The sequence below is a fragment of the Nocardia sp. NPDC004568 genome, from assembly GCF_040609955.1.
Classification (GTDB): domain Bacteria; phylum Actinomycetota; class Actinomycetes; order Mycobacteriales; family Mycobacteriaceae; genus Nocardia.
Map to the genome: position 1 here is coordinate 22569 of NZ_JBEXLL010000045.1, position 21459 is coordinate 44027.

20 protein-coding genes and 4 pseudogenes are annotated in these 21459 nt (G+C 69.2%); 15 read left to right on the forward strand and 9 right to left on the reverse strand.

Features of this window, described 5'->3' with window-relative positions:
* Positions 1-31: 31 nt before the first annotated feature.
* Positions 32-1243: a ferredoxin--NADP reductase gene (locus tag ABZV91_RS20170; protein ID WP_355243744.1), complete on the reverse strand. Its 1212-nt coding sequence runs from the start codon at positions 1241-1243 to the stop codon at positions 32-34.
* A gap of 99 nt (positions 1244-1342) precedes the next feature.
* Between ABZV91_RS20170 and ABZV91_RS20175 the strand changes: the two genes are divergently transcribed.
* The 4 genes and pseudogenes from ABZV91_RS20175 to ABZV91_RS20190 all read left to right on the forward strand — a co-directional run bounded on the left by ABZV91_RS20175 (position 1343) and on the right by ABZV91_RS20190 (position 5462).
* Positions 1343-2746, forward strand: a complete 1404-nt coding sequence (locus ABZV91_RS20175) for an AMP-binding protein (RefSeq protein ID WP_355243747.1) — start codon at positions 1343-1345, stop codon at positions 2744-2746.
* Positions 2724-3630 (forward strand): annotated as a pseudogene (locus ABZV91_RS20180) (acyl-CoA dehydrogenase family protein). The gene ABZV91_RS20175 and the pseudogene ABZV91_RS20180 overlap by 23 nt, the downstream one beginning before the upstream one ends.
* Positions 3617-4705 (forward strand): acyl-CoA dehydrogenase family protein, encoded by a 1089-nt coding sequence (locus ABZV91_RS20185; protein WP_355243750.1) that lies wholly within the window; start codon positions 3617-3619, stop codon positions 4703-4705. Before ABZV91_RS20180 ends, ABZV91_RS20185 begins: the two are co-directional and overlap by 14 nt.
* 1 nt (position 4706) lies before the next feature.
* The gene (locus tag ABZV91_RS20190; protein ID WP_355243752.1) at positions 4707-5462 is read left to right on the forward strand and encodes an enoyl-CoA hydratase/isomerase family protein; all 756 of its coding nucleotides are present in this window, start codon (positions 4707-4709) and stop codon (positions 5460-5462) included.
* A gap of 191 nt (positions 5463-5653) precedes the next feature.
* On the opposite strand, the gene ABZV91_RS20195 is transcribed toward ABZV91_RS20190, so the two are convergent.
* The 4 genes from ABZV91_RS20195 to ABZV91_RS20210 all read right to left on the reverse strand — a co-directional run bounded on the left by ABZV91_RS20195 (position 5654) and on the right by ABZV91_RS20210 (position 8210).
* The gene (locus ABZV91_RS20195; protein WP_355243754.1) at positions 5654-5815 is read right to left on the reverse strand and encodes a hypothetical protein; all 162 of its coding nucleotides are present in this window, start codon (positions 5813-5815) and stop codon (positions 5654-5656) included.
* 47 nt (positions 5816-5862) lie between these two features.
* The gene (locus tag ABZV91_RS20200) at positions 5863-6234 is read right to left on the reverse strand and encodes a hypothetical protein (protein WP_355243757.1); all 372 of its coding nucleotides are present in this window, start codon (positions 6232-6234) and stop codon (positions 5863-5865) included.
* A gap of 315 nt (positions 6235-6549) precedes the next feature.
* Entirely contained in the window at positions 6550-7266 is a 717-nt protein-coding gene (locus tag ABZV91_RS20205) for an SDR family oxidoreductase (protein WP_355243760.1), read from the reverse strand.
* A 179-nt stretch (positions 7267-7445) separates the two neighbouring features.
* A complete protein-coding gene (locus tag ABZV91_RS20210) occupies positions 7446-8210 on the reverse strand; it encodes an SDR family NAD(P)-dependent oxidoreductase (protein WP_355243763.1) in 765 nt (254 codons plus the stop codon).
* 100 nt (positions 8211-8310) lie between these two features.
* On the opposite strand from ABZV91_RS20210, the gene ABZV91_RS20215 reads away from it, so the two are divergent.
* The 3 genes from ABZV91_RS20215 to ABZV91_RS20225 all read left to right on the forward strand — a co-directional run bounded on the left by ABZV91_RS20215 (position 8311) and on the right by ABZV91_RS20225 (position 11089).
* Positions 8311-9459, forward strand: a complete 1149-nt coding sequence (locus ABZV91_RS20215; RefSeq protein WP_355243766.1) for a thiolase family protein — start codon at positions 8311-8313, stop codon at positions 9457-9459.
* Positions 9456-10385: a methylmalonyl Co-A mutase-associated GTPase MeaB gene (gene meaB, locus ABZV91_RS20220; protein ID WP_355243768.1), complete on the forward strand. Its 930-nt coding sequence runs from the start codon at positions 9456-9458 to the stop codon at positions 10383-10385. The genes ABZV91_RS20215 and meaB overlap by 4 nt, the downstream gene beginning before the upstream one ends.
* A 131-nt stretch (positions 10386-10516) precedes the next feature.
* Positions 10517-11089: a tetratricopeptide repeat protein gene (locus ABZV91_RS20225; protein WP_355243771.1), complete on the forward strand. Its 573-nt coding sequence runs from the start codon at positions 10517-10519 to the stop codon at positions 11087-11089.
* Between the two features lie 7 nt (positions 11090-11096).
* Here the strand turns inward: ABZV91_RS20225 and ABZV91_RS20230 are convergent, their stop codons facing one another.
* The 3 genes from ABZV91_RS20230 to ABZV91_RS20240 all read right to left on the reverse strand — a co-directional run bounded on the left by ABZV91_RS20230 (position 11097) and on the right by ABZV91_RS20240 (position 13784).
* Positions 11097-12173, reverse strand: coding sequence for a dihydrodipicolinate reductase (locus tag ABZV91_RS20230; RefSeq protein WP_355243774.1), 1077 nt, complete (start codon positions 12171-12173; stop codon positions 11097-11099).
* A gap of 38 nt (positions 12174-12211) precedes the next feature.
* Positions 12212-12949 (reverse strand): acyl-CoA thioesterase domain-containing protein, encoded by a 738-nt coding sequence (locus tag ABZV91_RS20235; protein WP_355243777.1) that lies wholly within the window; start codon positions 12947-12949, stop codon positions 12212-12214.
* A 178-nt stretch (positions 12950-13127) separates the two neighbouring features.
* The gene (locus tag ABZV91_RS20240; protein WP_030521084.1) at positions 13128-13784 is read right to left on the reverse strand and encodes a TetR/AcrR family transcriptional regulator; all 657 of its coding nucleotides are present in this window, start codon (positions 13782-13784) and stop codon (positions 13128-13130) included.
* Positions 13785-13967: 183 nt separating this feature from the next.
* Between ABZV91_RS20240 and ABZV91_RS20245 the strand changes: the two genes are divergently transcribed.
* The 8 genes and pseudogenes from ABZV91_RS20245 to ABZV91_RS20280 all read left to right on the forward strand — a co-directional run.
* Positions 13968-14966 carry an acyl-CoA dehydrogenase family protein gene (locus ABZV91_RS20245; RefSeq protein ID WP_355243780.1) on the forward strand — a complete coding sequence of 333 codons (999 nt, stop codon included), beginning with the start codon at positions 13968-13970 and terminating at the stop codon, positions 14964-14966.
* Positions 14967-15090: 124 nt separating this feature from the next.
* Positions 15091-15324: pseudogene (locus ABZV91_RS20250) on the forward strand (enoyl-CoA hydratase-related protein); the annotation flags it as partial.
* A 280-nt stretch (positions 15325-15604) separates the two neighbouring features.
* A complete protein-coding gene (locus ABZV91_RS20255; protein WP_355243783.1) occupies positions 15605-16147 on the forward strand; it encodes a hypothetical protein in 543 nt (180 codons plus the stop codon).
* A 109-nt stretch (positions 16148-16256) separates the two neighbouring features.
* Positions 16257-16649: a hypothetical protein gene (locus tag ABZV91_RS20260; protein ID WP_355243786.1), complete on the forward strand. Its 393-nt coding sequence runs from the start codon at positions 16257-16259 to the stop codon at positions 16647-16649.
* A gap of 6 nt (positions 16650-16655) precedes the next feature.
* A complete protein-coding gene (locus ABZV91_RS20265) occupies positions 16656-18266 on the forward strand; it encodes an ABC transporter permease (protein ID WP_355243788.1) in 1611 nt (536 codons plus the stop codon).
* Positions 18248-18781 (forward strand): hypothetical protein, encoded by a 534-nt coding sequence (locus tag ABZV91_RS20270; protein ID WP_355243791.1) that lies wholly within the window; start codon positions 18248-18250, stop codon positions 18779-18781. Before ABZV91_RS20265 ends, ABZV91_RS20270 begins: the two co-directional genes overlap by 19 nt.
* Positions 18759-19472, forward strand: coding sequence for an ABC transporter ATP-binding protein (locus ABZV91_RS20275; protein WP_355243794.1), 714 nt, complete (start codon positions 18759-18761; stop codon positions 19470-19472). The genes ABZV91_RS20270 and ABZV91_RS20275 overlap by 23 nt, the downstream gene beginning before the upstream one ends.
* Positions 19469-19972 (forward strand): annotated as a pseudogene (locus ABZV91_RS20280) (ATP-binding cassette domain-containing protein); the annotation flags it as partial. The gene ABZV91_RS20275 and the pseudogene ABZV91_RS20280, both read left to right, overlap by 4 nt.
* A gap of 559 nt (positions 19973-20531) precedes the next feature.
* Here ABZV91_RS20280 and ABZV91_RS20285 read toward each other — a convergent pair.
* Positions 20532-21391: pseudogene (locus ABZV91_RS20285) on the reverse strand (TIGR03619 family F420-dependent LLM class oxidoreductase).
* Positions 21392-21459 lie beyond the last annotated feature (68 nt).

The following is a 21459-nucleotide window of genomic DNA, read 5'->3' on the forward strand; positions in this document are numbered from 1 at the left end:
CCTCCTGGAACGCAGCCGCTTTCAGCGGATGCTATTCGTAGCGGACGGTTACCGACGGGGTATCGGGGACGGCCTGGCAGGTGAGGATGTAGCCCTCGTCGAGGTCGTCGTCGGTGAGGGCGTCGTTGACCCGCATGGTCGCCTTGCCCTCGGTGAGTTTGGCCATGCAGGTGGCGCAGTTACCGGACTCGCAGGAGAACGGGGGAGTGAGCCCGGCTCGGCGGGCGCTCTCCAGCAGGGTTTCGCCGTCGCGGCGCGGGACGGATTTTTTCTTGCGATTGAGGAAGATCGTCACCGTGCCCTCCTCGGTGGCGGCGGATTGCGCGGGGGCGGCTGCCGAGGCGCCGGCGTTCGCCGCTTGCGCTACGGGGCCGACGCCGACCGCCGGGGTGGCGGGAACACTCGACACGGTTGCGGCGGGGGTCGCGGCTGCGGTGGAGCCGGACGATCCCGCCGGAGGACTCGGGGTGGCAGCCGCAGGCGGATGCGTGCTGGAGCCGGATGGTGCCGCAGGCGGATTCGGGGCAACGGCCGCGGGTGGGGCGGGCTTGGCCGCGGCGCCGCCGAACCGCTCGGAGAAGATCCGGCCCGGGCCCGGTAGGGCGCTCTCGACGAGTTCCATGAAGGGTTCCGGGCCGCGAATGTAGGCGTCGCCGGAGGTGTGGGGGCCGACGAATTCGAGGATCTTCGCGGCATCGACGTAACCGTGTTCGTCGTCGCGGTGCCGCACGACTGTCAGCCGGCCGGGGAAGCGGGCGGCCAGTTCCTCGAGGGCGGCCTCGAAGATGGCGGAGGTTCGGTCGCGGTCGGCGCACAGCAGCCGGACGTCGCGGCCGGCGGTCGCCAGGGTGCTCTTGGCCAGGGAGATGATCGGGGTGATTCCGCTGCCGCCGGAGAAGCCGAGCACCGGGCCATCGCCTTCGCGCAGGCAGAAGCGGCCGGTCGGCACCGTCAGCTCGACCTCGTCGCCTTCGCTGAGGTTGTCGTGCATCCAGTTCGACACCGTGCCGCCGGGTACGCGTTTGACCGTGGTCATGAACTCGGTATCGGTCACCGGGCAGCTCGACATCGAGTACGAGCGGAAGTACGGCTTGCCGTCGACCACGAACTTGAAGGTGCAGAACTGGCCGGCCTGATAGGAGAAGGGGCCATCGTGCGGTTCCAGCACGAAGGTGCGGGTGTCCGGTGTCTCCTTCACGATGCGCGTCACCTTCGCGCGCCGGGACAACGGTGGTCTCGCCATGGTCGCCTCCTTCTGGTATTAAGATTCTACCGAAGCGAGAATAGTATTCTCAAATTCGGATAGGAACTGCCATGAAGTGCTATCGGGTGGGGGATGCAGATGACGGGTCCCACAGTGCTCGCCTTCGAGGACCGCGAGTACACCCGCGCCGCACTGGACGCGGCGGCCGACGGTCTGGCCGAGTTGCTCGCCCGACGCGGGGTCGGATCCGGGCAGCGCGTGGCGTTGATGTCCTCGAACCGCCCCGAATTCGTGACCGCGGTGCTGGCGGTCTGGCGGCTGGGTGCCGCGGTCGTGCTGCTCAGCCCGGCGTGGAAGCGCGCCGAGGTCGCGCATGCGCTCGACATCACGGGTGCGCAGCACGCGCTCGGCGACCATCCGGTGCTGGCCGAGCTCGCGGACATGATCTCCCTGGACGATCCCGTACCCGCGCCCACCCAAACGTTCGCCGAGCCCGACCCGGGCAGTGACGCGGTACTCGTATTCAGTTCCGGCACCACCGGCATGCCGAAAGCGGTGCGCCACACCCACGCGTCGTTCGCGGCCGCGGTCCGGCACTGGCGTGACGCGTTGCGACTGGGTTCGGGCGACCGGATCCAGGTGGCGACGCCGCCCTCGCATATCCTCGGCATCCTCAATATCGTCACCGCGCTGGACTGCGGCGCCCGGGTGCGCTTGCACAGCCGGTTCGACCTGGAACGGGTACTGCGGACCATCGAATCGGACAAGATCACCATCGAGATGGCGGTCGCTCCGATCGCCCTGGCGATGGCACAGCATCCCGGTCTCGAGTCCTACGACCTGTCCTCGATGCGCTACATCATGTGGGGCGCGACTCCGGTGACGGCGAGTGTCGCCGAAACCGTCACCCGACGTACCGGTGTCACCTGGCTACCCGCATACGGGGCGAGTGAGCTCCCGGTGATCGCCTGCAACCCGATCGATTCGCCGCGACTCGATTCCGTCGGCAAGGCCGTGCCCGGCGTCGAGGTGCGGGTGGTGTCGCTGGTGGACGGACGACCCGTCGCACCGGGGGAGGACGGCGAGATCCAGTTGCGCGCCGAATCGGTGATGGCGGGCTACTTGCCGGATTCGGCCACCGCGGGGGCGTTCGACGACGGCTGGTACCGCACCGGCGATGTCGGGAATCTGGACGCGGACGGCTGGTTACGGCTCACCGACCGGTCCAAGGAAATGATCAAGGTCCGTGGTTTCCAGGTGGCGCCGGCCGAAATCGAAACCGTGCTGCACGGCCACGACGCGGTGGCCGACTGCGCGGTGTTCGGGGTGCCCGACGGGGCGAACGGCGAAGCGATCGTGGCGGCTGTGGCGACGTCGGCGCCGGTGACGGCCGAGGAACTGATGACGACCGTGTGGGAGCGGCTGGCCGGGTACAAGCGGTTGCGGCAGGTGCTGTTCGTCGACGAGATCCCCCGCCTGCCGTCCGGCAAGGTGCTGCGGCGAGTGCTGAAGGAGCGGTATGGACGTCCGGCTGACGAGTGAACAGCGGCAACTGCGCGACGCGGCCGCGAAACTGGCCGACGAACTGGGCCCGGGTTCGGTACTGGACCTGGCCGACGCCCGCCGCCGCACCCGATTGGAGGACGCGGTCGTGGGCACCGGTTTCCGGGAACTGCGCTCCGACGGCGCCTCCGGGGTGGAGGTGGCGATCGTGGCCGAGGAGTTCGCGCGCGGACTGGTCGATGTCCCGTTCCTGGGTCCGGTTCTCGCCGACGACCTGCAGGGCCGGCTCGACGGTGACACCGCGCGGTGGACGGTGGCGTACCGGGGCGTCGCGATCGACGCCTCCGGTTGCGACCGGGTGCTGAAATTGGAGGGGAGCGGTGTATCCGCCGGGCCGGTCGGCGAGGAGGTCGCCGGTGCGGATCTCACCCGGGCGGCGGGTGCGGCCGTCGGCCCCTGGGAGCCGCGAGGTGATATCTCGGCGGGACACCGGGATTGCTGGCTGGCCCTGGCGCTCACCACCACCTGCGCCGATCTGGTCGGTGCCGCCCGTGGTGCCCAGCGGCTCGCGGTGGAGTACGCGAAAGTGCGTAGTCAGTACGGGAACACCATCGGCTCCTACCAGGCGATAGGTCACCTGCTGGCGGAGAGCGAGGCCCTGATCGAAGGATCGATCAGTGTGCTGTGGCATGCCGCCTGGGCCGTCGACGAACTCGAACCGGAACAGGCGCTGCGGGCGGCCCGCGTCGCCAAGATCTACGCCGCCCGCGCCGCACGGACCGTGTGTGAAACCGCGATCCAGGTGCGCGGCGGGATCGGCAACACCTGGGAATGCCTGGCCCACGTGTACCTGCGGCGGGCCTTGGTGTCCACCGAACTGTTTCCCGGTACGCCTGGAGGAGGCCGGCCTTGGACTTTCGTGATTCCCCGGAGGAGGCGGCGTTCCGGGAACGCCTGCGCGAGTGGCTCGCCGGGGTGGCGGGCCTCTACCCGACCTCCGGCGACGAGTACTGGGCCCGGCAGGGCGAATGGCACTCGGAGCTGTACCGGGCCGGATTCTTCGGGCTGTCCTGGCCCAAGGAGTACGGCGGACAGGAACTGCCACCGGTCTACGACGTGATCCTGGACGAGGAACTCGCGATCGCGGGGGCGCCGCCGCGGCCGAGTCTCGGGTATCTGATCCAGGGGCTGGGCCGCCATGCGAGCCCGGAGCTGTGCCGCCGCTTCCTGCCCGGCATGATCGACGGCAGCCAGCGATGGTGCCAGGGTTTCAGTGAGCCGGGGGCCGGATCGGATCTGGCCGCCCTCACCACCACGGCCACCCGCGACGGCGACGACTACGTCATCCACGGCCACAAGATCTGGACCAGCTACTCCGATGTCGCCGACTGGTGCCTGCTGCTGGCCCGCACCGATCCCGCCGCGCCTCGGCACAAGGGGATCTCGGCGTTCGTGCTGCCCATGAAACAGCCCGGAGTGCAGCAGCGGCCGCTGGAGATGATGAGCGGAGTGACCACCGAATTCGGACAGGTCCTCTTCGACGGTGCCCGGGTGCCCGCGGATCAGATGGTGGGTGCGCCCGGTGCGGGCTGGAAACTGGCCATGACCGTGGTCGGGCACGAACGCGAACCGTCCACCCTCGGATACGCCGCGCGCTATGGGAAGCTCGTGCGCCAGCTGGCCGCACGCACCGACGGCGCGGTTCCCGACGAACTCGCGTGGGCCGCCGTCCAGGCGGAGATGCTGCGACTGCACGTCCGCCGGCGCCTGTCCGAGCAACTGGACGGGGTGACCCACGGCCCACAGGGGTCGCTCGACAAATTGCTCATGACCTGGGTCGACCAGTCGGTCGGGCATGCCGCGCTCGCCGTGGCGGGCACCGGCGACCAGGAGATGTTCGGCTCCTACCTCTACAGCCGCGCGCAGAGCGTGATGGGCGGGACATCGCAGATCCAGAAGAGCATCATCGCCGCGCGCATTCTCGGATTGGGAGCCTGAAATGTACGATATGCCACCGGAAATCGACGTCCGCGCCGACGGTCCGCTGCGGATCATCACGCTCAATCGGCCGGACGCGCTCAATGCCGTGGACGACGCGCTGCACACCGGGCTGGCCCGGTTGTGGCCGCGCCTGGCCGAGGATCACGACGCCCGGGCAGCGGTGCTCACCGGCGCCGGTAAGGCCTTCTCGGCGGGTGGTGATTTCGCCTATCTCGAGGAGTTGGGGCGCGATACGGTGCTGCGCGAGAAAACCATCGCGCACGGTCGCGATATCGTGCTCGGTATGGCACGCTGCCGGGTCCCGGTGGTCGCCGCGGTCAACGGCCCCGCCGTCGGTCTCGGCTGCAGCCTGGTCTCGCTGAGCGATATCGTCTACCTCGCCCAAACCGCCTATCTCGCCGACCCGCATGTCCAGGTCGGCCTGGTCGCGGCCGACGGCGGTCCGCTCACCTGGCCGCTGCACACCAGCCTGCTGCTGGCCAAGGAGTACGCGCTCACCGGCGCGCGCATCCCGGCGGAACGCGCGCGGGAGATGGGCCTGGCCAATCATGTGGTGGCCGAGGCGCTGGCCTGTGCGAAACGGATCGCGGAGATGCCCCGCCAGGCGGTGGAAGCGACCAAGCGGGTGCTGAACATCCAGCTCGAGAAATCGGTGGCGGCCAGCCTGGACTACGCCACCACCGCGGAGTGCCAGTCGTTCCAGACCGACGATTTCCACGCGACGATCGCCCGTCTCAACTCCGCAGGGAAGTAGCTTCCGCGCGCCGAATATCGCAGTAGCCGTCCGATTTCCGATCTCTGTGCTGAGCGGGTGGAAACACCCTCCTGTGAATACCGCCCGTGGCCGGAATCCCGGCCGGTCACCGAACCGCCATGGGAAGGAGTTCTGTCGGAGAACTGGGCGACCGGTGTTCCGGAACTCCTGTGGAGCATCCACTCCGACGGCTACCCGGGCGGGAGATCCGGAGTGGATTTCCCTATCGAGTCGATCCCGTCCGCGGTGTCGTCGTGGCGCGAGCTCGAGGGCGCGCGCAGGCCCGATGCGAAGCGTTCGGCGAGTCGATCGAGGCGTACTTCTTCGACGGCGAGCACAGCAATTTCGACCATGTGCGCATCGAGGCGCTACGACCGGCCGGAACGACGGTGCCGTGCGGTCAGTCGCCGCCCCCGCCCCCGCCGCACCCGCCTCCACCGAAGCCGCTGTATCCGCTGGAGCCGCCGCTGTAGTCCCCGCCCCGGTCGTAGCTGTCGCGGAAATACTTCGAGCCGGGATGTCCGGCTTCCCGGCCCCTCGTGTCCTCGCCGCGCCGGCGCTGTTCCTCCTCCTGCTGCTTCCTTCGTTCCGCGGCCCTGCGCTTTTCCCGTACTTCTTCCCAGCTCGTGCCCAGCATCGCTACGAGAATCTGCCCGCCGACCCAGGCCGCGACGAGCGGGAGAATTGCCAGCGACACCCACCCCCCGCGTTCATCCAGAACATCGACCAGCGCGAAGGTGGGATATACGGTCACGAGCAGATAGAGGATCATGAACGAATAACCCAGCACCCTCGGAGCCTCCTGTCTGATGTGCACCACCGTAGCCAGCGGAATACGTTGCCGCGAGAGCTGTTCGCGCCGAGGGCGGGCACGGACGCGCCGATACCCCGCACCCTGAACGCCGTCCCGGGCCGGGAACGACCGCGGATGGGTGCCGACCCTTGTCGTCCGGGGAGGTCGGTGCCGCCGGCATAACTCGGCGCGAGAGGAGCCACCCGCACATCGAGATGGACTCGGTTCCTCGCGACCTCGTCCTCGGGCACCGGGCAGTCCGTACTCGATCCGCCGCACAGTCGGAAACCGAGGTCACACCGCGGCGAGCAAGCTTTCCGAACGTTGGACAGTGCCCGTGATGCCGGTTCCGTCCTGTGCGGCGAGCAGTGCCGCAGCCCTTCCCATCGTCTCCGGCGGTTCCACCATCTCGGTGGGGATCTCGCCGCCACCCGCGGCCTGCCAGCCCTCGGTGAGCACCACCCGCGAGGGGCTCAGGCAGTTCACCGCGATATTGTCGGGCCGCAGGTCGGCGGCCAGACCGAGGTAGAGGCGTTCGACCGCAGCCTTGGACACCCAGTAGGCATTGGACCCGCGGTCCGTCATAGTCACGCCGGTAGTGGTGACCGCGACGAGTGAACCCCCGCCGCGAGCCCGGATATAGGGGATCGCCTCCCGGGTCACCAGGAAGACGCCGGTGAGGTTCACGTCCAGGCACAGCTGCCACCGCTTCAGCGGGGTGCTCTCCACCGGTCCCGACCACAGCACCCCGGCATTCGCGACCAGGACGTCGATACCGCCGAATTCGGTGACAGTGCTCGCCAGTGCCGCCTGTACCGATTCCTCGTTCGTGACATCGCAGGGCACCGGCAGGGCCCGTCCGCCCACGGTGGCTATCCGCCCCGCCACATCGTGAATGGTTCCGGGAACTCTGCCGGTCTCCTCGGAGCGGGCCGCTACCGCGACCGACGCGCCCTGCGCGGCCAGAGTCGCTGCTATCGCGGCGCCGATGCCGCGACTGGCTCCGGCCACGAAGGCGACCTTTCCCGTCAGCGGTCGGCCGTCGCGGGAGAGGCGGGTATCTCGGCCGGGGCGCGCCGCCTGTCCGGACTTCGCGGTCCGGCCGTCCCCTGCCGGGTATCGCGCGGACGACCCGGACCGTGCCGTCCCGGGCGGCCCGGACGGCGCACGACCCGGGTCGGTCGGCTCGCTCACTTCGGTGGGAACCGCAGCGCGCCGTCGAGGCGGATGACCTCGCCGTTGAGATAGTCGTTCTCCACGATCGACTGCACCAGCTGCCCGTACTCCGGCGATCGGCCCATCCGTTTGGGGAAGGGTATCTGCGGCGACCAGTACTGTTCGAGCTGGTCGGCGGCCTTGCCGTAGGCGGGGGTGTTGAACGTGCCCGGGGCGATGGTCACCACCCGGATACCGAGCGGGGACAGATCGCGGGCCGCGACCAGGGTCATCCCGATCACGCCGCCCTTGGCCGCGGAGTAGGGCAGCTGACCGATCTGTCCTTCGTAGCCGGCGACGGATGCGGTGTTGACGATGACGCCGCGTGAACCTTCCGGGCTGGGTTCGGATTCGGCGATGGCGGCGGCGGACAGCCGCATGACGTTGAAGACCGCGATCAGATAGAACTCGATGGTGGTGCGGAATCCGTCGAGCGGGAGCGGGCTGCCGTCCTTGCCCACCAGCCGTCCGCCGGCGGCGGGTCCGCCGTGGGTGTCCACCGAGATCCGCAGCGGCCCGAGGGATTGCGCCTCCTCGACGGCGGCCCGTACCGATTCCTCGCTGGTGGCGTCGGTGTGCACATAGCGGATACCGAGCTCGTCGGACAGTTCCTTGCCCTTGTCGTCGGCGACGTCGGCCACCACGACCTTGGCGCCGGCCGCGTGCAGTCGCCGGACGGTGGCCTCACCCAGTCCGCCCGTGCCGCCGACGACGATCGCCGAACTTCCCTCGATCTGCATGCCGATACCCTCTCTTGCGATTATTGCTCTCAGATTGAGAGAATACTATTCTCATGTATATCGGCAAGATCGTCGACGTGGGGGAAACCGGAGAGAACTGATGCCTGAAGCCGTGATCGTATCCGCGCTGCGCACCCCGATCGGGACCGCCGTCAAGGGCACGCTGCGTGAAACCACCGCCTTCGACCTGGCCCACCACGTGGTCGAAGCGACGACCGAACAGCTCGAGACCGATGCGCCCATCGACGATCTGATCCTCGGCGAGGGCCGCTACGGCGGTGGGGTGATCGCCCGGCATGCGGCGATCACCGCCGGGTTTTCCGCGGTGCCCGGTTTGGCACACAACCGGCACTGCGCGGCGGGTATGGCGGCGGTACAGACGGCGGCGGCAGGTATCCGGGCCGGAATGGACCGGCTCGTCCTGGCCGGTGGGGTCAATGCCGATTCCACCGCACCGAAGGCGCGGTTCCGGGTGGGACCCGACGAATGGGCCGATCCGTGGACCTCGCCGTCGCATCCGGACCGGCCGGACGCGCCGAATCTGGACATGTCGATCACCGTGGGCTGGAACACCGCGGTGAAATCCGGTATCTTCCGCCAGGACCTGGACGCCTGGGCGCTGCGCTCGCACCGCAATGCGATCGCGGCCATCGACGAGGGACGGTTCGACGCCGAGGTGGTGCCGATCGATACACCGTTCGGGCAGCTCGCGGTCGACGAGCATCCGCGGCGGACGACCACCCTGGAAAAACTCGCCGCACTGAAGGTGCTGCACCCCGAGATCGACGGGTTCTCGATCACCGCGGGCAATGCGGCGGGCGCCAACGACGGGGCCGCGCTGCTCACCGTCGCAAGCGACGAACTGGGTCTGCCCGCACTGGCCACCATCCGGTCCTGGGCGTCGGTGGGGGTGGACCCGGCCGACACCGGCCTGGCGCCGATCGAGGCGATCACGAAAGCCGCGCGCAGAGCGGGTATTTCGCTCGGCGACGTGAAACTGTTCGAGATCAACGAGGCGTTCGCGTCGGTCCCGATCGCGGCCGTACGCGCCCTGGACCTGGACCCGGCCCTGGTCAACGTCAACGGAAGTGGCTGCTCGCTCGGGCATCCGGTGGCAGCCACCGGGGCGCGCATGATCGTGACCACCGTGCACGAGCTGCGCCGTCGCGGCGGCGGTCTGGCGATCGTGGCCATGTGCGCCGGAGGGGGAATGGGTTCGGCGACCGTGCTCGAGGTCGCCGCGCCGTGACCGATAACGGTGCCGCGGCGGGCAGGCCCCCCGCGGAACTGATCGCCGCCGCGCGCGCCGGTTCGGTGCGCGCGGCGGGGCGTCTGCTCACCCTGATCGAGGGGCCGCGGCGCGACGAGGTGCTGCCGTTGCTGGAACCGGCCGATATCCGGGTCGTCGGTTTCACCGGTCCGCCCGGCGCCGGTAAATCGACCACCATCGCGGCGGTGGTGAGCGCCTATCGCGCCCGGGGGCGACGGGTCGCCGTACTGGCCGTCGACCCGTCCTCGCCGTACAGCGGCGGCGCGCTGCTCGGCGACCGTATCCGCATGGCCGCCCATATCGACGATCCGCAGGTGCTCATCCGATCCATGGCCACCCGCGGGCATCTGGGCGGCCTGTCGGCCGCGGTACCCGCGGCGATCCGGCTGCTGGCCGCGCTGTCCTACGATCTGGTCGTCATCGAATCGGTCGGTGTCGGCCAGTCCGAGATCGAGATCGCCGCCGTGGCGGATCCCACCGTCGTAGTCCTCACCCCGGGCGCCGGGGACGCGGTCCAGGCCGCGAAGGCGGGTCTGCTCGAGGTCGCCGACATACTGGTGGTGAACAAGGCCGACCGGGACGGGGCCGAGCAGACGGTTCGCGAACTGCGTGCCGAATCCGACGTCCCGATTCTCACGGCTGTCGCGGCGGACGGTTCCGGTATCCCCGCACTGGTCGACGCCCTCGACGCCCACCATCGCACCGATACCGCGCAGCGGCGTGCCGCCAGGGCACGGGCTCAGATCCTCTCCCTCGCCTACAGTCGATTGCGCGTCCATCCGGGACTCGGCGCCCTCGCCGACGCGGTGGGGGCAGGGGAATGCGACCCGTACACCGCCGTCGACCAGCTGATGCGGCCGGTAGGTGACGGGCGTCGGCCTACCACCGGTGTCGCCCTCGAGTGACCTGTCCGGAAGTCGTGGGGGATATCCGGCGACCTCCGCACCCGAGCTTTTCCCGCGAGGCCGGACCATCGAGCACCACGCGAATGCCGCGCGGGCCAGAGCTTGTCGGAGTGCTCCGGCACCATAGGTCTGTGTCGGAGCCGAACAGCGGGGTCCTCACCCGGCGGGCGACGCCACCGCCGCGCGGCCGACGCCGGCGATACCACGGCGAGGGGGAACTCATGGTGCTACTGGACAACCGCGACGCGGCGCTCGATACCGAAACCCGGGCCCGCCGTGCGGCCGAGGCGGGTGTCGCCGAGGCGATGAACGAGCTCGCGATCCTGCTCGGGAAAAGAGGGAATACCGCGGCGGCCGAGACGTGGTATCGGCGGGCTGTCGCCACCGGCCACCGCGCGGCGATGTACAACCTGGCGGTCGTGCTGGAAGTCAGGGGCGAGACCGGTGAGGCCGAGACCTGGTTCCGGCGCTCCGTCGGCGCCGGCCACCATCATGCGATGTATGCCCTCGCGCGTCTCCTGCGCGGGCAGGGGAGAGCCGAGGAGGCCGAGATCTGGTTGCGGCGCGCCGTCGCCGGTCTCCGCCCCGGCGATCCGTGGAGCGCGAACCCGACCAGCGGTGGCCCGGTCCGTGGACCTCGAGCTCGGGTCCGGACCCGGGATTCGGCCTGCTGTCCACGGTTCCAGGCGCCCGCGGGCCGGTAGCCGGTGTTCATCCCAGGTTCGCGGTGACAGCCGGCAGGTCGAGAACCGTACGGATACCCGGCGGCGCCGCGCAGACGGGCGCGACCGCGTTGACCGCGCGGTTGGCGGTATAGGAGGGAGAGTGTTCGGCCATCTCCGCGAGCGGGAACGGGAACACCATATCGATCTCGAGTGGCGCGTCTCCGCGTACCGACAGGTGCCAGCCCGTCGGGCGGATATCCCAGCCGGTTTCTGCCTCGGCGCCGCAATGCCAGACGGCTCGGAAGGACACGACGGTGTGCCCGGCGCGCCGTCCGGCGATCGTGATGCGCTGGGCCGCCACCGTGCCCTGTTCGATGGTGCCGGCGGCGATCTCGAACGTCTGCCCCGCGGTGGCGACCTCACCCACCGCGGTGACCTCGTCGAGGGATCGGCCGATCCCGTCGGCGAGCAACCGCAGCGACGGTCCGAAACTCTCACGCAGATGGTCCAGCCGCGTGCGCGCGAATTCGGCCGGGGGACCGCCGAATCCCATGACGTCGAACAGGATGCCCGGTGAATTCCGCTGGGACAGGTCGGCGTACTCGTCGATGGCCAGCGAGTCGAGCCGGCGCTGGATCGAGGCGAGTGCCAGCGGTACTGCCTCGGTGATGAATCCCGGGCTGCTGCCGGTGCTGTGGAGAGAGGTGGCGCCGGTCGCGCAGGCCGCCTCCACCCGGGCCCGGATATCGGGATCCATACTGGGCGGGTGGTGGAAGAGGCCGACGGTGGTGACGATATTCGTGCCCGCCGCCAGTATCGCGCAGACCTCGTCGATATCGCAGGTCCGCGGCATGTAGAGCACGCAGTCGGGGCGCCGCGCCAGGATCTGCCCGATATCGGCGGTCGCCCGGACGCCGGTCGGTGTGTCCAGGCCGCAGAGTTCGCCGGCGTCCCGCCCGTATTTGTCCGGCGACTGCGAATACAGGGCGGCCAGCACGAGATCCGGATGCGTGACGACGGCGCGCAGGGCTCGCCGGCCGATGGTGCCGGTGGCCCATTGGGTCACGCGGTACGGGCCGCCGGAGTCACGGGCGACGGGGGAGGTCAGGGTACTGGGGTCCATCGTATTCTCCGTCCGTGGTGGGGGTGCCGGGTCGCCGGTCAGGGACGGAAGCGCAGCAGGGCTTCCTGCGCGAACGAGGCCACCAGGGTGCCGTCGGTGGTGAGGACGTCGCCGCGCCCGTAGGCCCGGCCGTGGGCCAGCACCGTGCCGTGGTGCCGGAGCAGCAACCAGTCGTCGCAGCGGAACGGCCGGTGGAACCAGAGGGTGTGCGAGGTGGTGGCCGAGGTGAATTCGGTGCCGTTGCCGCTGTGCTCGAATCCGTCGACCTGGCGCAGCACCGTACCGATCACGTTCAGATCGGTGGCGTAGGCCACCAGTCCGGGGGCGAGTTCGGGCCCCACCTCGGGGGTGCGCATCCACAGGTCGTATTCGGCCGGGCCCACCGACTTGTCGCCCAGATCGGTCGGGGAGCGGGTCTCCCAGGGGAGGAGCCCGATCTCGATCCGATGTTCGGGTCCGGGCAGCGGCGCCGGCGCCGCGATCTCCTGGCTCTCCCGGCCGTCCTCCCACGCGGTCATGGAAACCAGCGCGGTGGCGATCACATCGCCCTTCTGACGCGCGACGATGGTGAGGGTCGCGAAGGAGCGGCCGCGATGCTGTGGCTGGACCACGTAGTACACCGGGGCGTCGCTCTTACCCTCGCGGGCGAAGATCACGTGCACGGATTTCACCGTCTTGTCCGGGCAGGCGAATACCGCCGCGCGCAGGAATTGCGCCAGCAGCTGGCCGCCGAACAGACGGTGGTACTCGAGTTCTTGATTGGGGCCCTCGAACACCGACAGGGTGGCCTGTGGGTCCGGGGCGGGCGCGTCGTCGTCGCTGTGCGGTGTCCTCGCCGGTCTGCGGCGTGGTCGGCCGCAGGCGGAGGTCCATGCAGGCGAGAAGATCGGTCCAGAGATCGGGCATACAGCGAGTGTAAGCCTGTTTCTCAGATTTGGAGAATGTAATTCTCGCTCAGTCCGCGTGGGCGAAACCCCGGGCGCAGAATTCCCAGATCTCCTCGGCGGAGATCGGATACGCGGTCTCGTCATCGATCCCGCCGTTGGACTGCGCGGTGAACATGACCGTCTGCATCACCATGGCCGCCATCCGGCGCGGATTGACCTCGCTTCGCAGCAGGCCGGCCTTGTCGGCGTCGATCATGAGTTCGGTGAACAGCGCCAGCAGCGGGGTGTGCGCGACCTTCACCTGGGCCGGATGGCTGACCAGCAGCTGCGGGGCGAAATCGGTGAACAGCGGGCGCTGCGCGGTCGGGTCGGGGCGGCACAATTCGTAGAGGAGTTCTACGGCCAGTTGGAGCCGTTCCAGGGCGTTGTCCTTGCCCGCCGCGGCCGCGCGGATCTGTTCGGCGGTCCGGCTCAGGGCGTCCTCGAACAGGGCCAGCAGCAGTTCGTGCTTACCGTCGAACTGCAGGTAGAAGCTGCGTAGGGACTGCTTCGACCGATCCACGACCTCTTGGACCGTGAAATCGGTGGTGCCCTTCTCGGTGATGATCGCCTGGGCGGCATCGAGGAAGCGCTGGACCCGCTGCTCCGCGCGGAGTTTCGCGGTGCGGATCGAGCGCTCGACGGCGCGCTGCTTCCAGGCCGGTTCTTCGCTCGGGCTGGTCACCGGATGGCCCGTCCGATCCCATCGATCCCATCTGTGGAGAACATGAGTGCACTGTACCGGAGAACGTCCCATGTCTGGGCAGGCACGTCCCGTGTCCGCACCCCTGAGGGGACTATTAATTTCATCTCAAGAGAATGCTATTCTCCTGAACGTAACGCAACCCCGCCAGAGGAGGCAGCCCGGATGCTCTTCGAGTTCGATGCCGATCAACGGCTGCTGCGCGATACGGTCCGGGAAGTCACCGCCAAGGAATGCCCGCCCGCGGTGATCCGGGAGATCGTGGACGCCGGTGCGGATCCGGGCCGGCTGTGGAAGACCTACGTAGAGCTCGGCTGGACCGAACTCGTGGAACCGGAAGCGGCCGTGGAACTCGGTATCGTGCTCGAAGGGCTGGGCCGGGCGACCGACCCCACGCCGTACCTCGCCACCATGACCCAGTTCGCGCCGCTGGCCGGGGACTTCGCCACCGCCGACGGTACCGGCGCCGCGGTGTTCGAGGGGATCACCGCGACCCGTGACGGCGACGGCTGGCTGCTGAACGGCAGCGCCGCGCCGGTCCTGGACGGCGATCGCTGCGATCGTCTCGCGGTCGTCACCGAAGCCGGTGTGTTCGTGGTCCCCGCCCATGCCGTCACCGCCCGGCGGATCGCCGCCTTCGATCCGGTGCTGCATCTGGCCCGAATCACCGTCGACGCGGTACGGGTCACCGACGGCGACCGCACCGCCGCCGACCCCGAACGCGCCCACCAGCTGGCGCTGACGGGCCTGGCGCTCACCACGGTGGGCGCCTGCCAGCGGGTCCTCGACATGGTGCTCGCGCACGTCCGCACCCGGCGCCAGTTCGATACCGTCATCGGCCCGTTCCAGGCGGTCCAGCACAAGGCCGCCGATATGCATCTGGCCATCGAACGGGCCCGAGCGCTGGCGTATTTCGCGGCGCTGTGCCTGGCCGAAAACGATCCGCGGCGCAGGTCGGCGGCCGCGATGGCCAAAGCGGCGGCGGGTGAATGCCAGTCGACGGTGTTCCGCCACGGGGTGCAGCTGTTCGGGGCCATGGGATTCACCTGGGAAAACGATGTGCAGTTCGCGATCAAGCGGGCCAAAGCCGGTGAACTGCTGTTCGGTGGGGCGGCCCGGCATCGCGCGGTGGTCGCCGCGGAATATCTCGCCGCCGCACGGTGATCGTCGACACCATGGGGTCGTGTCGCCGCGGGGGCGGCCGATCCGCCGGCCGCGGGCGGTGCAGCAAACCGAAGATGTGCGCCGGTCCCGCGCCCGGCGCACCCCGGAACCGAGGAGTACTGCTTTGTCGTATATCGACTACGAGGTCGCCGACAAGATCGCGACGATCACGCTGAACCGGCCCGAGGCGGCCAATGCCCAGAACTCCGCGCTGCTGGACGAACTCGATGCCGCCTGGACCCGGGCGGCCACCGACGACGAGGTGGTGGTCATCGTCCTGAATGCCGCCGGAAAGCATTTCTCGGCCGGTCACGATCTCAAGGACGACAGCTGGCCGAAACCGGAGAAGATCACCCTCGGTCACGGCCGGTGTCGTGGGCGTGCCGGAGATGCGGTCGGGCCGGCAACTGCCGAACGGTACGGGGATCGGGGGAGAAGTCACTCCGGGATGTCGGGCGGTCCGTGATCCGGCATGTCCGGGTAGGCCACCGATGCGGCTGTTGTTTACCGGATTTCCTTCCGTTCAAATGCTTCGAATTCGCCTCTACCTCAGCGTGTCCCGGGCTAAGCTCGCCGCGGCATCTGCGGAAATCCTGTTTCCGGAGCTGCGCTTCATCACTCTGCAGAAAGACGAATCGATGTCACGAAGACACCGGGTAGCGCGTATTGCTGCCGCGGGCGGGGTCGCACTCGCTCTGACCGCGGCGATCGGCTGCGGTAATTTCTTCGGCCCCGACAACTGCTATGTGCTTCCCAGCGCGGACACTGCCGGCGAAAAATCGGCGACCGCGGCCGGAACCGATGCCGGAGCGGCCGCGGTCACCGAGTCGCCGGCTGCCACGAGTGCGGCAATCGTGGGCGCCTACACGACATTTTTCGCCCCGGCCACCTCGACCGCGGACCGTCTCGCTCTGGTGGAGCGCGGTGCGGACTTCGAAACCGAGATCTCGGGCATGGCGAATCATATCCGCACGGCGCTCACCACGGTGGAAGTCACCGATGTGGTCCTGGCACAGCCCGGCAAAGCCGAATTACGGTTCACCTTGAGCATTTCCGGCAGTGCGGTGGTGGACGGGCAGGTCGGCCACGCGGTCCGCGAGGCGGACGGCTGGAAGATCGCGGCGTCCACCATGTGCGGTCTGGTCGCGATCTCCGGGGGAGTGTCGCAGGCCTGCGCCTGAACCACCCGGCCCGGTAGCCGGAACGCCCGGTGCGGGCGTCGTCGAACCGGGACACAACGACCAGGAGATCCTGCTGCGCCACCTGCACAAGACCGGCGAATCCGAGGCAATGCAGCAATTGCAGGATCTGTACCAGAAGTACGCGCCGGACGCGGTGATCACCCTGCCGGCCGTCCGTGCCTTCTCGGCCTGGTTGCTGTTCGCGAAAGCGGCGAGCAGCTGCGGTGCCGAGCTGACCCGGACCTGCCTGATCGAGGCGGCGAAGAAAGAGAACGCCTGGAGTGGGGGCGGGCTGCACAGTCCGAACGACCTCACCAACAAGGACGCTCCGCCGACCTGCTTCAACGTCATGCAGGCGACACCGGACGGCTGGAAGCCCGCCGAATTCGGAGCCGACAACGGACTGTTCCGCTGCAACACCCCGCCCTACCGCTACACCGGTGGCTACGGCGAGCCGATGACGCTCGCCGATGTCGGCAAGACCATGGCGGACGTCGAGTAATCGACCATGGATCAGTTCCTCGCCTTCGGGATCGTCGGGCTGAGCACCGCCGCCGTCTATGCCGTCATCGGCAGCGGTCTGGTGCTCACCCATACGACCACCGGCATCTTCAACTTCGCGCACGGCGCCGCCGGCATGATGGCGGCGTTCTCGTACTGGCAGCTCACCGCCGGGTGGGATGTGCCGGTCCCGGTCGCCCTGGCGATCGTGCTGCTGGTATCGGCGCCGCTGTCCGGTCTGCTGGTGGAGCGGGCGCTGCGGGCGGTCCAGGGTCTCGGTGACGCGGAGAAACTGGTGATGACGGTCGCGCTGCTGAGCGGGCTCATCGCCACCGCGCGCTGGATCTGGGATCCGATGCAGGCCCGCACCCTGCCCACCTTCTTCGCCGAGACCGAACCCCTCCGGATCGGCTCGGCCACCGTCACCTGGCATCAGGCGCTCACCATGCTGGTGGCGGTCGCCGTCGCGGTGGGTCTGCGGGTGCTGCTGTTCAACACCCGCACCGGGGCGGAGATGCGGGCCACCGTCGACGATCGTGCGCTCGCCGGTCTCACCGGCGCGGACCCGATCCGGGCCAACCGGGTCGCGTGGGTGTTGGGCATCGAATTGGCAGCCGTGGGCGGCATTCTCATCGCTCCGACGGTGTCGCTGGACGCCGCCACGCTGTCGCTGCTCATCGTCAGCGCCTACACCGCGGCCATCTTCGGTCGCCTGCGTAGTCTGCCGATGACCTTCGTCGGCGCGATCGTGGTCGGGCTGATGGAGAGCTATCTGACCGGATACCTGCCGCAGAACGAGTACCTGCCCGGGCTGCGCCTGGCCGCGCCGGCGCTGTTGCTGCTGATCGCGCTGCTGCTCTTCCCACACGGCAGGTTGCGCGGCCGCGACCGCAAACTCGGCCCGGTGCCCACCCCGTCGCGCGGTGGCGCGCTGTTCTTCGCCGGAGTGATCGCGCTGCTCGGCCTGATGGTCGCCACCACCCTCGGCGAAAGCGATCTCATCGCCTACGGTCCGATGTTCGCCTTCGGCGTCATCGCGTTGTCGTTAGTCCCGCTGTCCGGCTACGCGGGACAGATCTCGCTGGCCCAGCTCAGCATGGCGGGTATCGGTGCCGTGGCCTACGCCCATCTGGCCCCGGACGGTCAGTGGTGGGGGTTGCTCGGGGCGGTCCTGATCGCGGCCGTCGCGGGTGCGCTGGTCGCGGTCCCGGCGCTGCGCTTGTCCGGGGTGTACCTGGCCCTGGGCACCGCGGCCTTCGCGGTGATCCTGGACCGCTGGATCTTCACCCTGCCCGCGTTCGAGATCGGCGGCGTGCGGATCGCGTTCTTCGACCAGGGGTCGGTGGAAGTGGCCGGAGTGAACCTCTTCGGGCTGAAACTGGACGAGACCGCGGAGATCACCGTCTTCGCGGTGGTCTGCCTGGCCCTGGCCACCCTCGGCGTCGCGGTGCTGCGCCGCGGGCGCTTCGGCCGCCGCCTCATCGCGCTACGCGACAGCGAGGCCGCCTACGCCACCCTCGGCGGCAACTGCTGCTCGCCAAGGTCGCGGTCTTCGCGCTCAGCGCGGGCCTGGCCGGATTGGGCGGTGCGCTCTACGGGATGCAGATCGGGTCGGTGACACCGGAACAGTTCAATTTCGTGGCCGGTATGCCGATCTTCCTGGTGGCCGTGTTCGCCGGACTCGGCGCCCTGGGCAACGGGCTGTTCGTCGGCGTCGCGCTCTACGGGCCGCTGCTGGCGGTCCCGGTGCTCTTCCCGTCCACCGAGAATGTGATCCATGTGATCCCGGCGCTGACCGGTATCGCCTTCGGTGGCGGTGTGGTGAGCCACGGTGCCGTGGCGCGGATGCGGGAGGGTTTCGAGGCGGCCATCCGCAACCGGGTGGCCCTGGCCGCCATGATCGGTATCCCGGTGGTGCTGTGGCTGCTGCGGCTGGCCGGTGCCGTCCACGGCTGGATCCTGTGCTGGGGCTCGGTGCTCGGCGTCTTCGCGGTCCGGATATGGGCGAACAACCGAGAACAACGGGTCATCGCGAGCGAACCGGACGTACCGGTCGAATGGTGGGGCGTGAAACGCCCGTGGCGCGCCGCGGACAAGGAGGTGCTCGACCATGCCGTCACTGCTGCACGTTAGCGATGTCACCGTCACCTTCGGCGGCCGGAGGGCCCTCGACGGCGCCGGGCTGCGCGCCGAGGCCGGGCAGGTGACCGGCCTGATCGGCCCCAATGGAGCAGGGAAGAGCACCCTGTTCGATGTGATCTGCGGACTGCGGCGTCCCGCGGCGGGCCGGGTCCGGCTGGGTGACAGAGACATCACCCGGCTGGCTCCGGCACGCCGGGCGCGGCACGGGATGGCACGCACCTTCCAGCGGCTCGAACTGTTCGGCCGCCTCTCGGTCCGCGACAACCTGCTCGTGGCCGCCGAACTCGGCCCGCACCGGCGGCGCGCCGCGAAGCTCACCGACGAGATCATCGACCGCCTCGAACTGGGCGCCCGCGCCGGCGATCTCGCCGACGCTCTGCCCACCGGTCTGGCACGGCTCGTCGAAGTGGGCCGGGCGCTGGCCGTGCGGCCCACGCTGCTGCTGCTCGACGAACCCGCGGCCGGACAGGACAGTACGGCAACGGACCGGTTCGCCGGGCTGCTGCGTTCGGTCGCCGCCGACGGCACGGCCGTGGTGCTGGTCGAACACGATATGGGCCTGGTGAGGAATGTCTGCGACCACGTGTACGTCCTGGACCTCGGCACGGTGATCGCCGACGGAACCCCGGAGCGGATCCGCGCCGACGAACAGGTCCTCGCCGCATACCTGGGGGCCGCATGACCACCCTGCTGGAACTGCGCGGCATCCGTGCCGCCTACGGCGCGATCGCCGTCCTGCACGGTGTCGACCGGAGCGTGCGGGCGGGCGAGGTGGTCGCACTGCTCGGGCCCAATGGTGCAGGGAAGACCACCACGCTGTCGGTCGCGGCCGGTGTGCATCCGGTGACGGAAGGGGAACTCCGGCTCGGCGGCCGCGCGGTGAACGGCGTGGACCCCCGGGACCTCGCGCGCGCCGGGGTCTGCCTGATTCCAGAGGGCCGGGGCATCTTCCCGAACCTCACCGTGCGCGACAACCTGCTCATGATGACCTTCACCGGCCGGCCCCGCGCCCAGATCGAGGAGATCGCCTTCGCCCGCTTCCCGATCCTGGCCCAGCGGGCCGAGCAGACCGCGGGCACGCTCTCCGGCGGCGAACAACAGATGCTGGCGCTGGCACGCGGCCTGGCCACCGATCCGGCGGTGCTCATGCTGGACGAATTGTCGATGGGCCTGGCGCCTTTGCACGCCCGGCGCCACCCGCTGCGCCACCGGCTGGCGATCGTCGCGCCGAACACCGTGGACGTGGTGCGGTACGCGGGTGGGTTCATCTTCGATCGCATGACGGGCGGTTGGGAGGTGGTCGCCGTACTCACCGAGCACGACGATGTCCGCCCGCTCGAGATCCTCGGCGCGACCGTTCTCGATCTCAGCACCGCCATGGCCTCGCCCGTGCACGACACCTGGCCGAGAGCGTACTGCTGGCCCCGGACGTCTTCGTCTCGAACGAATGGGTCCGCAAGGGCGCCATCGACTGTCTGGACAAGGGGCTGGCCGAACTCGCGGTCTGGGGTGACGAGTTGCCCGCCGAACTCGCGTGCCGGGTATTGTCCGCGCACCACCCGCTCAGTTCGGCGGCCCGGGCCTTCAAACGATGCGCCCTGGGGGCCGCCGGGATTCCGGAGCAGGCCCGCGAGGATGTCGAGGTCTTCCACAGCGGGGAGGTCCTGCTGGCCGATCTGCGGGGCCGCCAGGCCCTGGTCCGCGCGGTCTGAACCGCGCGGACCGGGTCGAGCGTGACGGGTCAGGGCGACCCGGTGAGGAAACGCTCGGCGAATTCGGCGAGCTCGTCGCGCTGTTCGGCCGGATCGGTGGCGGTAGCGCTGACGACCACCCGGGTCATCCCCTGTGCTGTGAAGGCGGCCAGTCGCTCCTCGGTCATATCCACTCCGCTCCAGCGGGTGTACTCGAGCAGTCCGGGATCGCGTCCCGCCTCCGCCGCGGTCGTGCGAGCCAGCTCCCACTGCGCGGCGCGTTCGTCCGGAAGCAGCGCTCCCCCCGCGAAGTATCCGTCCCCGCGCAGGCCGGCCCGGCGCGCGGCGGCCGCGCTCGAACCACCGATGTGCACGGGCAGGGTGGTCGATTCGTACGGCTTCGGGAACTGGACCAGGCCTTCGAAGTCGAAGAACTCACCGTGATGGCTCACCCCCTCCGCGCCGCCGGACCACAGCAGCCGCAGCACATCGATCGCCTCGTCGGCCCGCCGCCCGCGACTGCGGAAATCGACGCCGGCCGCCGCCGCCTCGGCCGGCAGGGTGCCCAGCCCGACGGACAGCAGCCGCATCCGCCCCTTGGACAGACATCGATCGTCGCCAGCTGCTTGGCCAGCACGACCGGGTGCCGGTAGGGCAGCAGCAACACCCCTGTTCCGAGCAGGATCCGGTCGGTGACTCCGGCGACGAAGGCGAGGGTATCCAGCGGGTCGGTGAAGGGCAGATCGGGCGGCACCTCGAAACCGTGCAGTTGCGCCCCGGGATACAGCACCAGATGCTCGGGCAGATACAGCCCCTCGAACCCACAGGCCTCGGCATGCCGCGCATGGGCGGCGAGACGATCCGGATCGGCACCGAAATGTGCGGTGCTGTAACTGACTGCGAACTTCATCGTGTTCCTTCCGATGCCCGCGGGCGATCGGCACCGACCTGCCCGCGCGGTTCCGTGATATCTCGTCG

Excerpts from the sequence above, each read along its gene's own strand:
- ABZV91_RS20255 (WP_355243783.1), top strand. The coding sequence starts at position 15,605 with ATGTCACGAAGACACCGGGTAGCGCGTATTGCTGCCGCGGGCGGGGTC.
- ABZV91_RS20210 (WP_355243763.1), bottom strand. The coding sequence starts at position 8,210 with ATGCAGATCGAGGGAAGTTCGGCGATCGTCGTCGGCGGCACGGGCGGA.
- ABZV91_RS20200 (WP_355243757.1), bottom strand. The coding sequence starts at position 6,234 with ATGATCCTCTATCTGCTCGTGACCGTATATCCCACCTTCGCGCTGGTC.
- ABZV91_RS20275 (WP_355243794.1), top strand. The coding sequence starts at position 18,759 with ATGCCGTCACTGCTGCACGTTAGCGATGTCACCGTCACCTTCGGCGGC.
- ABZV91_RS20270 (WP_355243791.1), top strand. The coding sequence starts at position 18,248 with ATGCAGATCGGGTCGGTGACACCGGAACAGTTCAATTTCGTGGCCGGT.
- ABZV91_RS20195 (WP_355243754.1), bottom strand. The coding sequence starts at position 5,815 with ATGGTCGAAATTGCTGTGCTCGCCGTCGAAGAAGTACGCCTCGATCGA.
- ABZV91_RS20215 (WP_355243766.1), top strand. The coding sequence starts at position 8,311 with ATGCCTGAAGCCGTGATCGTATCCGCGCTGCGCACCCCGATCGGGACC.
- ABZV91_RS20245 (WP_355243780.1), top strand. The coding sequence starts at position 13,968 with ATGCTCTTCGAGTTCGATGCCGATCAACGGCTGCTGCGCGATACGGTC.
- ABZV91_RS20260 (WP_355243786.1), top strand. The coding sequence starts at position 16,257 with ATGCAGCAATTGCAGGATCTGTACCAGAAGTACGCGCCGGACGCGGTG.
- ABZV91_RS20175 (WP_355243747.1), top strand. The coding sequence starts at position 1,343 with ATGACGGGTCCCACAGTGCTCGCCTTCGAGGACCGCGAGTACACCCGC.
- ABZV91_RS20230 (WP_355243774.1), bottom strand. The coding sequence starts at position 12,173 with ATGGACCCCAGTACCCTGACCTCCCCCGTCGCCCGTGACTCCGGCGGC.
- ABZV91_RS20190 (WP_355243752.1), top strand. The coding sequence starts at position 4,707 with ATGTACGATATGCCACCGGAAATCGACGTCCGCGCCGACGGTCCGCTG.
- ABZV91_RS20170 (WP_355243744.1), bottom strand. The coding sequence starts at position 1,243 with ATGGCGAGACCACCGTTGTCCCGGCGCGCGAAGGTGACGCGCATCGTG.
- ABZV91_RS20265 (WP_355243788.1), top strand. The coding sequence starts at position 16,656 with ATGGATCAGTTCCTCGCCTTCGGGATCGTCGGGCTGAGCACCGCCGCC.